The organism is Sulfurimonas xiamenensis (genome assembly GCF_009258045.1).
GTDB lineage: Bacteria > Campylobacterota > Campylobacteria > Campylobacterales > Sulfurimonadaceae > Sulfurimonas > Sulfurimonas xiamenensis.
The window spans coordinates 88,776-101,947 of record NZ_CP041166.1; the positions used below are offsets into that span (position 1 = coordinate 88,776).

General features: G+C 37.4%; 13 protein-coding genes. 2 read left to right on the top strand and 11 right to left on the bottom strand.

Features of this window, described 5'->3' with window-relative positions; translation table 11 throughout:
* The first annotated feature begins 19 nt into the window (after positions 1–19).
* Positions 20–790 carry a c-type cytochrome gene (locus tag FJR47_RS00465; RefSeq protein ID WP_152298541.1) on the top strand — a complete coding sequence of 257 codons (771 nt, stop codon included), beginning with the start codon at positions 20–22 and terminating at the stop codon, positions 788–790.
* 122 nt (positions 791–912) lie between these two features.
* Here FJR47_RS00465 and FJR47_RS00470 read toward each other — a convergent pair whose 3' ends face one another.
* Positions 913–1,461 carry an HPP family protein gene (locus FJR47_RS00470; protein WP_152298542.1) on the bottom strand — a complete coding sequence of 183 codons (549 nt, stop codon included), beginning with the start codon at positions 1,459–1,461 and terminating at the stop codon, positions 913–915.
* A gap of 141 nt (positions 1,462–1,602) precedes the next feature.
* Between FJR47_RS00470 and FJR47_RS00475 the strand changes: the two genes are divergently transcribed.
* Positions 1,603–2,127 (top strand): hypothetical protein, encoded by a 525-nt coding sequence (locus FJR47_RS00475; protein WP_152298543.1) that lies wholly within the window; start codon positions 1,603–1,605, stop codon positions 2,125–2,127.
* A gap of 119 nt (positions 2,128–2,246) precedes the next feature.
* On the opposite strand, the gene FJR47_RS00480 is transcribed toward FJR47_RS00475, so the two are convergent.
* The 10 genes from FJR47_RS00480 to FJR47_RS00525 all read right to left on the bottom strand — a co-directional run bounded on the left by FJR47_RS00480 (position 2,247) and on the right by FJR47_RS00525 (position 13,088).
* Entirely contained in the window at positions 2,247–2,897 is a 651-nt protein-coding gene (locus FJR47_RS00480) for a porin family protein (protein ID WP_152298544.1), read from the bottom strand.
* A gap of 314 nt (positions 2,898–3,211) precedes the next feature.
* A complete protein-coding gene (locus FJR47_RS00485; protein ID WP_241855405.1) occupies positions 3,212–4,891 on the bottom strand; it encodes an HD domain-containing protein in 1,680 nt (559 codons plus the stop codon).
* Positions 4,891–6,303: a PhoH family protein gene (locus tag FJR47_RS00490; RefSeq protein ID WP_241690967.1), complete on the bottom strand. Its 1,413-nt coding sequence runs from the start codon at positions 6,301–6,303 to the stop codon at positions 4,891–4,893. The genes FJR47_RS00485 and FJR47_RS00490 overlap by 1 nt, the downstream gene beginning before the upstream one ends.
* Positions 6,282–6,710: a hypothetical protein gene (locus tag FJR47_RS00495; RefSeq protein ID WP_152298545.1), complete on the bottom strand. Its 429-nt coding sequence runs from the start codon at positions 6,708–6,710 to the stop codon at positions 6,282–6,284. Before FJR47_RS00495 ends, FJR47_RS00490 begins: the two co-directional genes overlap by 22 nt.
* A complete protein-coding gene (locus tag FJR47_RS00500; protein WP_152298546.1) occupies positions 6,707–8,329 on the bottom strand; it encodes a YcaO-like family protein in 1,623 nt (540 codons plus the stop codon). The genes FJR47_RS00495 and FJR47_RS00500 overlap by 4 nt, the downstream gene beginning before the upstream one ends.
* Positions 8,329–9,288, bottom strand: a complete 960-nt coding sequence (locus FJR47_RS00505; protein ID WP_152298547.1) for a FecCD family ABC transporter permease — start codon at positions 9,286–9,288, stop codon at positions 8,329–8,331. Before FJR47_RS00505 ends, FJR47_RS00500 begins: the two co-directional genes overlap by 1 nt.
* Positions 9,281–10,006, bottom strand: a complete 726-nt coding sequence (locus FJR47_RS00510; RefSeq protein WP_152298548.1) for an ABC transporter ATP-binding protein — start codon at positions 10,004–10,006, stop codon at positions 9,281–9,283. The genes FJR47_RS00505 and FJR47_RS00510 overlap by 8 nt, the downstream gene beginning before the upstream one ends.
* The gene (locus tag FJR47_RS00515; RefSeq protein ID WP_152298549.1) at positions 10,003–10,815 is read right to left on the bottom strand and encodes an ABC transporter substrate-binding protein; all 813 of its coding nucleotides are present in this window, start codon (positions 10,813–10,815) and stop codon (positions 10,003–10,005) included. The genes FJR47_RS00510 and FJR47_RS00515 overlap by 4 nt, the downstream gene beginning before the upstream one ends.
* Positions 10,816–10,825: 10 nt before the next feature.
* Complete coding sequence (locus tag FJR47_RS00520; protein ID WP_152298550.1) at positions 10,826–12,718, bottom strand: TonB-dependent receptor; 1,893 nt, start codon at positions 12,716–12,718, stop codon at positions 10,826–10,828.
* Positions 12,719–12,734: 16 nt separating this feature from the next.
* On the bottom strand, positions 12,735–13,088 hold the full coding sequence (locus FJR47_RS00525; RefSeq protein WP_152298551.1) for a hypothetical protein: 354 nt from the start codon (positions 13,086–13,088) through the stop codon (positions 12,735–12,737).
* Positions 13,089–13,172: the final 84 nt, after the last annotated feature.

Here is a 13,172-nt window from a genome sequence, read left to right on the forward strand (position 1 = left end):
TAACAAAAGGATGTATTAGATGAAAGTGAAAAATATTGTACTCTATACACTATTAACTACATCTACATTGTTTTCCCAATCAGGGGAAGAGCTTTTTAACAAATATTGTGCAGAGTGTCATACTACCATACTGGGTGTGGATGAATCCGGCGGTAAAATTAAAAATATATATGGCGCACCGTATGCCAAAGATGTGATCCACAAATTAAAAACTGAAACCAAAACAAAAGAAGAATTTATAAGTTTTATAAAAGACTACATCAATGAACCTGACAAAAGAAAATCTGTTTATGGAAAAAAAGCTATTAAGCAGTTTGGTCTTATGCCTTCTTTAAAAGGGGCTATGACAGATAGTGAATCAAGCATATTGGCTGAATATCTTTATAGCGATTATGGCAAAGAGCCACAAAAAACAGAAGAAAAAGTTGTCTCTTATGAAAAGGATGAAAAATCGGCACAGTTGGAAAAAGCAAATGAAGAACTTTTTAACAAATATTGTGCAGAGTGCCATATTACCGTGTTAGGTGTCGATGAGTCCGGTGGTAAAATTACAAATATACATGGTGCACCATATGCCAAAGATGTGATTCATAAGTTAAAAACTGAAACCAAAACAAAAGAAGAATTTGTAGATTTTATAAAAGATTACATCAACGAGCCTGACAGAAGAAAATCTATTTATGGAAAAAAAGCTATTAAGCAGTTTGGTCTTATGCCTTCTTTAAAAGGGGCTATGACGGATAGTGAATCAAGCGGATTAGCTGAATATCTTTATCATAAGTATGATTGATAAACTTTATGTTTATCAACAATCTGCTTTAGCTATATTTTTTAAGTAACATAACAGGCGGTAAATCTGCCTGTTTGATATCTATATCACCTAGCTCCTTTACTCTTGAATCACTTGCCCTTTTAATACCAATAAAGCGGATAATGTCTTTTGGTGTTGTTTGAGAGATTGTTTATTAAAAGTGCAACAAGAAGCATAATAAGAGCCCCAGTGGCAATAGGAGTGATAGGATACAACCATTCAAGAGACCTTATATCATCACTCCCTATAACATAAATAAGTGCTGTCGCACCACCTGGAGGATGCAAGGTGAGAGTGAAATGCATTAATAAAATGGATAAAGATACACTAATGGCGCAAAGAGTTTCAAATTCTAATATATTTCCAAAAAACTTCACTAAAAAAACAGATACAAAAGCGGAGAGTATATGACCGCCAAGAAGGTTTCTAGGCTGAGAAAAAATGGCATCCGGTGCACCGTAAACAAGTACTGCAGAAGCTCCGAAAGAACCAAGTAAAAAAAAGCCATCTTGCGGTGAAAAATATTGGCTGAATTTTGAGAGAAGATATATGCTTATAAAAGCACCGAAAGTTGACCAAAGTATTTTACTGATGGGCTTTCTTGTAGGGCGTCTCTCTTTTGAACGCATTCTTGTAAGATATTTTCTCAAATATGTATCTCCAATAGAAAAATATGGCGAATGATAAACCTTTTTTACATAGGTTTGGCTGATATAAATCAACTTTTTTGACTTTTTATTTAATTATGGGTAAGATATAATTAAGTTGAAAATCACATAAGAGGAGATAGTATGTATAAACGAATTTTAATTGCAAGTGTTCTTGCTTCTACTTTGCTTTCAGGAGCTGCAATAGCGTCAAGTCATGGCAATATGGGCGGCTCTTCCATGAGTAACAAACAAGATGAGGGAAGTCACAATAAACAAAAGAAAGAGTTCGTCAAAAAGGTTGTTAATGCCGTCAGTAAAACAGGTATTAATGCTGTACAAGCTCAAAAAGTGACTGATGCAATCAATGTTTACAAACAGGCAAAGGTTAAAATAAAACAAAAAGGACCTGTTTGCCCTCTTGAAGCTTTTAAAGGCAATAGTTTTGATAAAAAAGTATTCAGAGAAACCATGCTAAGCAAACCTGATGCTATGATTAGCGCTAGAGCAAATATGCTTGAAAGTATTTATGCTATCCTAGATAAAGAGCAGAGAGAAATTTTCACGCGTGAGTTTACAGCGCACATGATCGAAAAAACTATCAAAAAGAACATGATCAAAGGATACATGCTTCCAAAACGCAATATGATGCAGCAACAGCAGCAATAAATTGTCAATGCAAAGACTCTTTAAAGAGTCTTTGAAAACTTCAATTGGAGATTGTTTTAATATAAAGAGAAGTTTGCAGTGGTTGACTTCTGCCGCGTATAAGGCGACAGAAAAATTTTCTAAAACTTGTAAGCTAAACCGAAGTTAAAAGTATCAGTAGTAATATCTGCATAATCATGACTATATGAAGAACTAAATACTGTTATTTTATCATCATAAAGCCTTACATAGTCTGCAAAGAGGGTAAGTGAATCATTGATAGCATAAGAAGCTCCTACACCATAAGAGAATGAAGTATCTGAAAAGTTACGATGCGCATACTCTTCACCATTGGATATATAAGTTAAATCATAATTCATCAGCGCAAAACCAAGCAATCCATATACATCAAATCCGTTTGCTACCGGATACATTGGTTTAAGGTAAAGCCCCATTGCATCAAATTTTGTTTCAAACGAATCGTCAGGATCACTGCTCCAGTTTTCTAAATCTTGCCAACTTCTACCACCGGTAGCCCAGTAGCGTGTTTCAACTGCAATATAAGGGTTGAATTTATATCCAAGCTGTAACATAGCTCCTACATGGTCTGTATCTCCTTTAGCCATATCACTATCCTCTTCGTAATAATAATAGTGTGATTTGGCTGCAAACTCATTTTGAATTGAACTGACTGCTGCACCAACATAAAATCCTGTGTTAGTACTCTCACTTGCTACAACAGATGCACTTATTAAAACTAATGCGGCTACTGAAAATGTAAACTTTTTCATAATATCTCCTTTTTTATGTGTTATTACAATAGCATAAAAATATAATTATTTTTAAAATATTTTTGTAAACCTACAATCAATCTAATTTTTATGTTTCATAATTTAACATATAGTTAAAAACTGCATATAATCAATATATTTTTGTTGCAATTATCATCTTTGTACAAGAAGATTTGGCACTTGTTCTATTTTTGAGAAAATTTTTTCTATTTGTTTGCTTATGTTTTCTATAAATTGTAAATAATGTCTTTTCAAGTTATAGTTATCACTTGACCCTATAAGTGCTGTAAGCAATTAGTCAGTTGTCTAGTTATTTAGGATTTCCACTCCATATTTTTTTCAAAAACAGAGATTAAAATCTCTTTTAAACTCTCTTTTATCTCTGTAGTTAGTTCACTTTTGTTGCAGTAGATAAAAAATGGAACAGTGTTGAGCATCGACTTTTTAAGTCTTTTTCTCAGAGTGGAAACTTCGTCGATGGGAACTAGGTTTTTGCCGCTAAAGAGAGTGAAATCTTTTGAGATTCCAAGATTAAAAGAAACAATCTGATAGGATAAAAAAAGAGAACTGTTTTTTGCTTCATGGTGTAAGACAAAGTTTTGCAAAGAGTTTTTTAAGATGGTGAGTTTAGACTCGCAAATATAGCCAAAACTTTCACGAAATTGATACTTTTGTGTTGTACTAAAGTTGAGTACATCGTAGAGGTCGTTTAGATTTTTCCAGATGGAGTGAAAATATTTTTTGCCAAAAAGAACCTCTTCAAAAATCATAAGCATTTTTTGTGTCTCTTTTTGTTCTGAATATTTGAGCCGAAAATACTCCTCTTTAAAGAGCGAAATAAGCCAATTTTCATCCATAAGACTTATGGTGTCGAGTCTTTTTGCATTGTCTGTGGCATCCAAAAATTTCCAGAGCATTGAAATATCGTTTAGTTTTTGCTCTTTTTGTTTTGTAAAGTACTCTTTAGATAGATAAAGAATAAGATTTTCAAGCATCGCATCTTTTTTTGCTATCTGATGGTTGAAAATCACTTTTTTGTAGAGATTGAAACGCATCTCTAACATATGTTCTATATCTAAAATAGCGCTGTCAAAAAAAGAGAGATGATATATATCTTTATTTGAAGTTAAAACTGCCTGTTTAGTGATTCGAAGCAGATCAACTGCTCCGCTGATGTAGCCGCTGGCGAGCATATCACGGTTTACATAGTCAAGTCTGTCCGCATCAACACTTGAATCGATAAAAGAGTGTAACATTGCAAAATCAAATCCACCGAATTTTGTATCTTGCAAGATAAAATCCACTAATTTATAGATAAGTTGTATATATTTTTTATCAATAATTTGCTCAAAACTTTGAAGAATTTCATACTCAAAAAGCATTTTTGTAAACTCTATTCCCATCGCTTCATGAAGAACTTTTGAGTTTTTTTCGGTGATATGTTCGTAAAATAGTATAAAGTTTTTCTCTTCTTTATTGAGATTAGAACAAAGCAGAAGATTTTCATAGATATTTTGCATTGCATATTCGCTTTGATGTGAAAAGGGCAAATGTCCCACATCATGTAAAAGCCCTACAAGTCTTAGTGCTTGAAGTGATAAAAGATAGGCATACTTCTCTTTGGGGTTCTTAAGAGGTATAAGAAATTGGTAGAGCGCATCATCTTCAAAAAGATTACATTTTTGGATTTTACTATCAATTTCAAGCCTGGATTCTATTTTTTTTATGGCTTTGTAGAGATTTTTTAAAAAAAGAGACCTCATCTCGCTTTTTGCATTTAAAAGCGCGCCTTTGTACATGTGCGAAGCTAAGTGCATTGTTCCTAAACTATGTATATATCTTTTAGTATTGATAGATGGAAAAGCAAAGTAAGCCAGTGCATTTTGCGTGATAAACTGCAAGCGGCTTAAAACTTTTGTTTGAAGTATTTCTCCCTCAAATTTTGTGTATTCAATATGGCTGTAAATGGTGTCGTTTATAAACTTATTTGTCATTAGACGAAAATTCTCTCGCTAAATTCTGCAAATTTTCCGCGCACCGCTTTTTCAAGCTCTATAGCAAACATGCCAAGCTCAGGGTGTGTTGCTCTCGTCTGTTTTAAAAGCGTTGTTAGACCATTGTTGTATTTGTTAAGATAGAGATTGTCTATCTGTCTGTTGGAGCCGATAACGATTGCCATGCAGCTCTCATCAAGTCGTGAGAGGATAAGCTGTGTCGTCTTTTCACTGCTGTTTTGCCACTCATCCATAATAACGATAGCTTCACTTAGCGTGCGTCCTCTTGCCTCTCCCGGCCAGAGAGTTTGTATGTCATATCTTGCTATAAGCTCCTCTGTTTTAGAGCGGATAGATTCGGGATTTTCGGCGTTTATTCCATTTTTGAGTCGCTTTTTTGCTATAAACTCCATGGTATCGCTCAGTGCCATATTGTAGATGCGAAATTTTTCATCATTTCCCGACAAAAAGCCTACTTCTGCTCCTCTGTCGATAGATTCTATAGAGTTTCGCACATAGACTATTTTGTCGTAAAGCCCTTTATCCACAAGTCTCATCGCTGCCACAAAAGACATAAGTGTTTTACCGCTTCCGGCTTTGGCGTCGATTACAAGCAGGTTGTAAACATTTTCAATTATGGCTTTGACAAAAAATTTCTGTTTCAGGTTTGCAGGTTTGACGGCAAGAGGGTTGAAATCGCTCTCATCCATAACCATCACGCGCTCGTTCGCAATGATTCCATATGCGCTGTTTCCATCACTTGACTCAAATGTATAACAAAAATTCTCCGGCTTGTATTGACCATCTATCTCTTTAATACTTTGAAGATTTAAATTGTTAAAGTAGATGGACTCAAGCGGCGTGCTTTTTACAAAAGAGAAGTCAGGAACCTCGCTCTTGTCATCATTTAGTGTTTGGGTTTTAATGTTTTTAAAGAGTGCGAATGTTCGAGCATAGATATCGATAGAGATAAAGATGACCTTCTGCCCTTTATAGTAATCTCTTGCAACCTCGGCAACTTCTATAATCCTTTTGTCATTGCTCTCGGAGATGTGGTGTTGCTCTATCTGGGTATCGTAGCTCTCTTTTGAGATAATGTGAATAATTACATCGCCTTTATAGAGTTTGACAACTTTGTAGTTTTTCTTATAATCTATCTCTTTTATTTTGGTGGAGGCTAAAAATCTTGCAAACTCTCTTGAGTAGTAACCAAGTTCGTTTGTGAGTTTCTTTTTATCTTCAAGTTCAAGCAGTACCGTCTCAGGTATCACAACTATGTTAGAACCATTATCGCTCAGGGTATCTATATTTTGCAGATTTTGCAAAATAATGTTGGTGTCTATGACATAAACTTTATCTTTTTTCATGTCAAAATAGTAGAAGATATTTATTACATATGGGTTACGCTGCAATCTTTCATGATTTCTTTCCAATCAAGGCTAAACTTCTTTTTTACATAGGCTCTATGGTGCGGAACGGTGCATTTTGAACAGTCTTGATGGATGGCTCCGTTTCTGCCGATGGTGGAACCGTTGTTGATGTCGCAACGGCTTAGTATCTTTAATCCATTGTACTCACCAAGCCCTTCGTCGTTAAATCTAAAGTGCGGACAACCGCAGAGGTAGCAGTTGAGTTTTTCTATGTCGTGGCATTTGCGGGATTCTATGTAAAGCGGGCAGAAGTCATTCTCCTCTTTTACCATATTTTCAAAATCAAAATAGTCTATAATCTCATTTTCGCTTAAACCGTGCACTACGAGCTTCTCGACTATCTTTTTATGTTTTGCGGCGTGTTGTTCAAACCACTCTTCGTAACTCATGCAATCACTCCTTTTTTCTTTGTTTCAAGTCTATCATATAATGCTAACATATTATGGTAATCGTTATGAAACTCCACATCTATAAAAAAATCTTCTCCGTCCAAAATCCGCACCGCTTTTTCAACTCTAGCTTCTGTAAATACGGCATAAAGCCCCTCTTTGTACTCTTCAAAATCAAGCCTCGCTTCACGCATGCGGATAAGTTCTGCAACCACATGTCCGAGTCTATTTTCTCCAAACTCTAAAAGTTCAAGCGCCTCTTCCAGTTCGCCCAGAAGGAGGTGGTTTTGCGCTTTAAACTCTGCCATCGTAAAGTTGTTTTCAAAGATAACGCCGATGTACTTCTCCATGCTTAGAGAGTTGTCAAGCGACTCTATTTCATCTAAAATATCTTCAGGGTCATATTCGCTAAAGTTTAAAACCATATCGCGGATAAGCTTGCCGCTGTTTTTGTTGTTATAGACCAAATCCTCCATAGGATAAACCTCAGAGATACTCGGAATAAGAATCTGGCATGAGTAAAATCCGAGGTAGTCATACTCTCTCATGTAAATCTCTCTGTCCATCTCTTTGGCGATGTTTGTTAAAAATTCAAACTCATCCTGAGTGCCGCTTCCGCTGTATCTCCATGGCGCAAACTCAAAACTCTTTTTTGCGCTTAAAAATCCAAACCCCAGCTTTCCGTTTGAATCCACAAAATGAGACTCAAGATTGAAGCTGTCCGCTACTATACTCATGTCAAAAGTAGGAGTCTCAAAACTCTCAAGACTCTCCAAGTCACGCCCCTGCATAAGCTCCGTCATGGTTCTCTCCAAGGAGACTTCCAAAATCGGATGCGCACCGAAAGAGACAAAAAGCGTTGCATTTTTGGGGTTTATAAGCGAGATGGCAGTTACGGGAAACTCTCCGCCGAGTGAGGCATCAAGAACCTCTACGATATAGCCTTTTTCTCTTAGAGCCATAACATCGTTGTAGACTTTTTCAAATGAGGCGAGAACATCGGTGGGGAACAGCGGCAGCGCATAACCGTTTTTGATAATCTGAAGTTTTGCATATCGTTCATATATCTCGCTTAACGCTTGAACTTGAGCCTCTTTTGGCGTATTGCCAGCCGCCAAACCGTTGCTTACATAGAGGTTGCTTAGAATATTTATGGGAAAATAGATGCTTTTGTTATCGGAAAATCTTTTAAAAGACAGAGTTACTATTTTGTCTAAGTAATCGCTGTTGTAGTCCACCAAATCCTCATCGCCGAGTTCGCCATTTGGGTCGTAAATGTTTAGAAGCTCATCATCTAAAAAATCTCCGCCAAACTCAAAAGCCGCTTCATCGGGATAGAGTTTGCGGGAGGGAAGATAAAAATCGCTAAAAAAGTTGTTTGTCTGAAGCCGCTCGATATATTCGCCCAAAGCGCTTGCCATGGATGCTTCGCTTGAGACTCCTTTGCCGTTTGAGTAGATGTGAGACGGCGCTTCTGCCGAGCTTAGATTTACGGAGTAGCAGTTTTGCAGTGGATGTTTCTCTTGTGAAAAAAGAACCTTGCAGCCGACATCCTTTAAGACTTTTTGCATCTTTGCGATGGACTCCTCCAGCGGAGCGGTTTTTGATAAAAGATTCACTATTTTTTCCTCATTATAAGATATATAAAAAACGGTCCGCCGATAAGCGCTGTTATTATCCCGATGGGCAGTTCGCTCTGCGTGGATAAAGCCCTTGTTATTGTGTCACAAAAAACCAAAAAAAGTCCCCCCAAAAGAGCGGTTTTCATTATGCGTCTATTTACAGTGCAGGGGTGGAGTTTTGCGACAATATGCGGTGTTATAAGTCCTACAAAGCCGATAGGCCCGCTTATGCTTACAAGCGTGCCAATAGCAAAAGAGGAGACGACAAGAAGTACTCTCGTTGTTTTTTTGGTATCCAAACCTTTTAGTTTCGCACTCTCGTCCGAGATGCCCAAAAGTTGAAGCTCAAAGCGGTAGATGTAAACAGCGCTAAGTAAAACAGCGGCTATAAAACCCACCATAATTGGATTTTGCCATCCGATGACGGAGAGTGAACCCATCGTAAAGCGGATAAGCATATCGTTTTGGATTGCACTCCCCAGATAAAAAACAATCATAAGAGCAGAGGTGTAAAAGAGCGAGAGAGCGATTCCAAGCAGCAGGAGCGACTCATGGTGTGCATTTTTTAGAAATTTTGAGAGATAAAGAAGTAAAAAAACGCTAAAGAGCGCGCCGAAAAAGCCAAATAGATGAATGGCGCCAAGACCAAAAAAGAGGCTTCCCAGACCAAGTTTTATGGCAACTCCCGCACCCAAAACAGCGCCGCTTGAGATGCCCAGCGTGTAGGGCGTCATAAGCGCATTGCGAAAGAGTGTTTGAAACAGCAGCCCGCTAAGAGCAAGGATGACTCCCGCAAAAAAAGCAAACAAAACCCGCGGCACTCTAAGCTCAAAAAAGATGCTTGAAGCAAGAGTGGAGAAGTCAAAAATCTCAGCCATTTCAAGTTCTACCGCGCCGACAAACGGAGAGAGTATAAAAACACACAGAAGCAAAAACCAAACCAAATATTTACCCATACTTCACCGCCAGCGAGAAAAACTCAACTCCCCAAAGCTCTTTTAATACCTCGTCGTCGAAAAAATCCCTTCCGTAGAGATGCGCTTTTTTCTCTTTTATAAAAGCGATGGGGTTGTCAATATAGCATGCCAGATGCAGATCATGAGTGATGAGTATCACTTGATGCGTCTCTTTTAGCTTTTTTATATAGTGTGCGATTACTTTTGAGTTGTGCGGGTCAAGGTTTGCAGTCGGTTCGTCAAAGATGATGATTTTGCTCTCCTGCGCTAGTGCCGCAGCGATGAGGGAAAGCTGCTGTTCACCCGAGCTTAAAGAGGCAAGAGTGTGCTCTTTTAGATGTTCAAGCCCTAAGAGTTTTATCTTTTGCGCAGCTATGACTCTATCCTCATGTGAATACTCGAAAAAGTTTTTTTTATAGGCAAATCTTCCAAGCAGCACAAAATCCTTCACGGTTATAAACGAGTCGTAAATCTCAAGTTTTGCGGGGATGTAAGAGATAGTTTTTGCCATCTCCAAGAGTGAGAGTTCTTTTGCGTCTACGCCATCTATGTAGATTTCTCCCCCGTAAGAGACAAGAGCGCAGATGGCACGAACAAGAGTGCTTTTTCCCGAACCGTTCGCACCGAGTATGCTAAGATGAGACTCTATCTCCATGTTGATATCTTGCAAGATTATATTGCTGCCGTAACTGCATGAGAGGGATTTTAGCTCAATCATCTGTTCATCTCACGGCAGAGGCGCTCTATAGTTAGGGCTACTCTATGCGAAGGTATGTGAATATAACTCTCATCCACTACCGTTATGAGTCTGTTTTTACTCGCGTTAGTAGGAAGTGAGTGCCATGCACTCAAGGCTTTTTCTTTGTCAACCGAACTGTTTGAAGCGTCTGAGTGGAGTATGATAATCCGGTCGGGGTTTAGAGCTATAACATTTTCATAACTTAAAACGGGTTGGTTAGTTTGGTTAGCATCATATGCGTTAGTGTTGCCGCAGAGTGTGATGATGTCGTCAAAAAAGATGTTTTTACCCGCTATATAGATACCGCTTCGTAAATCTTCATGCAGACCGTAAACTATCATGACTCTATGCGGTTTTTTGCTCTTAGTGGCATTTTTTATAGCATACTCAATGCTTTTTATAACCTCTTTGGAGCTTACATGTAGTCTCTCTGCTAGTTCTATAATGGAGCTTTTTATATCGTTAATGGTTTGGAGTTTGAGCATTAAAGTTTCTATCTTAAATCTTTTGAGTTTTTCTAAAGTCGCATGACTAAAATCCTGCCCGATAACCAAAGTGGGGGATAGCGCTATAATCTTCTCCAAGTTTGGAGCTGAATTGCCGCCTATAACAGGCAGATTTTGAGCCTCTTTTGGATAGAGTGAAAACGCACTTGTTGCAACCAAATCATCCCCTTTTTGCAAAGCATAAACTATCTCCGTAATAGAGGGGCTAAGAGAGATAACTCTCTCATTAGCAGTGAGTGTGAGCGTAAAAAGCAGTAGTAAAAAAATAGTTTTTATGCTCAAAGCATTATCCTTAGAGTTTTAGTTTAAACCCTGCTGTCGCAGTTGTAGTAAAGTTTACAGGGTAGATGGCGTCATCTCGTATCCATAAACCGTTCTTTTGGTTAAACAGATTGTTTATTTTAGCGAAAAGTTCCAAACTATCTTTTGTATAGGTTAGAGATACATCAGTACTTTTGTACGCCTCCTGCTTTTGGGCAAAGTCGTTATTGAAGTCGTCTGCCGCATATGCTTCTGAGCGATATACCTGCGTGAGTGCCAAAGTAATGTTTTTGTTTGGAAGGTAGCTGAGTGTCGCTTTTATGTTATGGTCTGAAACACCCGGCAGATCGTTACCCGAATAGTCTCCTTCTTCGTCAATAATTGCTCTGACATAGTTATAGTTGAGCGCAATATTAAACTCATCCGTTACCAACCACTTGTTATAAATATCCAAACCATACTTATATGATTTGTCAATATTGGTGTTTGTCCAAGTTAAAGGGCTTAGATAAATCTCATCTTTTAAATCGATATAAAAAAGAGAAATTTTAAACTTGTTGTTTGAGTGAATATTGTTGTAGCCAAGAGTAAAACTATCTGTTTGCATCGGGTCTATGAAACCGTTGAAACTAACATTTCCAGACCACTCTTTATTGAAAAATCTGTCAATGTCAGGAGCCTGATAAGAGTGTGCATAGTTTATAAAAAGAGAATTTTCTTTGTTAAAAGTATAGTTATATCCAAGCTCTGCACCGTATAGCGAATGGTCATCTTTAAGTGATAAAGTCGTATCTCTGTATTTATATGATACTTCTTCGACTCGCATTCCTGCTTTTATAGAGTGGCTTTTAAACATAAAATTACTTATAACAAAACCTGCAAGATTATCTTTGCTTGTCTCATTTTCATAAGCTCTTCGTTTACCTTCAAAACTATCAATCCCTGCAACAACTGCTATATTTTTATTTTCGTAATTGAAAGCGGCTTTGCCAGAGTTGTATACATAATCGGCAACAGATGCGTAAGTTATATAGTTTGACTCTTTTTCTTCACGGCTTGCATCAATATTTAGAGAGAGATTATCGCTCAGGTAGTAACTAAATCCTCCATTTATAGTATCTGTATCAAACTCTTGCTCAGTTGCACCCCAATTTGCGGCTCCTGCTTGTTTCGGGTCATCGTTATACTCATCAAGCGTTAAGTAGCTTGCATAGATGAGATCCATTCTGGCGTAGGAGATACCGGCTCTAAGTTCCAAATCTTCAATAGGAGCGTATGCAGCATGAAAATCAGCACTTTTTAAACTGCTTTCATCTTTGTCTCCGTTGCTGTTTATGGTTCGGATACCGTCACTATTTTGTATTTCTGCGTTTGCTGAGATAGATAATTTTTCATTGCTGTGTCCCAGATAAAAAGAGCCATCGATTACGCTGCCGCCGTAAAGAGTTATCTCTTTGTCCCTGTTTTTTTTGGTGATTATATTGATGGCTCCCGCATTTGCTCCATCTCCGCTGTTTACGATACCGCTGGACTTTATAATCTCTAGGCGCTCGATGGAAGAGGGAGAGATAGAAGAGAGTAAGGATGGAACCATATCTATATTATTGATTTTTCTACCATTAAGTGTAATAACAATGTTTTGATATCCATCGTTGATGCCATATCCTCTAAAGTCTAATTTTTGAGAAAATGAGTTTCCGTAAGAGGGCATAGCAATAACAGAAGTTTGCTGATTTAAAAACTCATAAACATTTTGTACATGTGCGTTTTGTATATCTTCAGCTGTATATATCTCTACTGCGTCGGTTGATTTTAACTCGTCTGTTTTTATTGCCGTTGAAGTAATATTGAGAGGCTCTAGCTCAATCGTTTGAGCGACTAATATACTTGAAGTAAGCAGTGACAAAAATATCTTTTTTTTCATTATTGTTTTCCATTGTTTATTTATATTTTTTTTGTGAATCAAAATAGAAAATGGGCGGAGAGATAGCGTTGTTTAGAGTTTTAAAGTAGTCAAAAAAGTAGTTTTGATTTGGGTGTAGCAGGAGTGTTTTTCTTGTTTTTTTTAAATAGTAACAGTTGCAATGGCAAGGTTTTGAAGAGAGTTCAAAAGAAAGGAGTATGGCGGCAAGCTCCTCTTCTTCAAGTTCGGCTTCAATCTCGTCACCTTGAAAGTTTGATATGTGAAAATTTTGCACACGAGATGCGTTGGCATTAAGGCTTATTTGATTTACGGTTGCAGTAATTGCTCTTAGTGTAAAATAGTTTTTGCCAAAGCCCCTTGGAAGTTTCACAAATATCCCATATATTGATTTTTCGTTATTATAACAGGATGTATCTGAAAAAATTTTATCATTAAAATGATTTTAAAATAATTA

Excerpts from the sequence above, each read along its gene's own strand:
- FJR47_RS00465 (WP_152298541.1), top strand. The coding sequence starts at position 20 with ATGAAAGTGAAAAATATTGTACTCTATACACTATTAACTACATCTACA.
- FJR47_RS00475 (WP_152298543.1), top strand. The coding sequence starts at position 1,603 with ATGTATAAACGAATTTTAATTGCAAGTGTTCTTGCTTCTACTTTGCTT.
- FJR47_RS00480 (WP_152298544.1), bottom strand. The coding sequence starts at position 2,897 with ATGAAAAAGTTTACATTTTCAGTAGCCGCATTAGTTTTAATAAGTGCA.
- FJR47_RS00485 (WP_241855405.1), bottom strand. The coding sequence starts at position 4,891 with ATGACAAATAAGTTTATAAACGACACCATTTACAGCCATATTGAATAC.
- FJR47_RS00495 (WP_152298545.1), bottom strand. The coding sequence starts at position 6,710 with ATGAGTTACGAAGAGTGGTTTGAACAACACGCCGCAAAACATAAAAAG.
- FJR47_RS00505 (WP_152298547.1), bottom strand. The coding sequence starts at position 9,288 with ATGGGTAAATATTTGGTTTGGTTTTTGCTTCTGTGTGTTTTTATACTC.
- FJR47_RS00510 (WP_152298548.1), bottom strand. The coding sequence starts at position 10,006 with ATGATTGAGCTAAAATCCCTCTCATGCAGTTACGGCAGCAATATAATC.
- FJR47_RS00520 (WP_152298550.1), bottom strand. The coding sequence starts at position 12,718 with ATGAAAAAAAAGATATTTTTGTCACTGCTTACTTCAAGTATATTAGTC.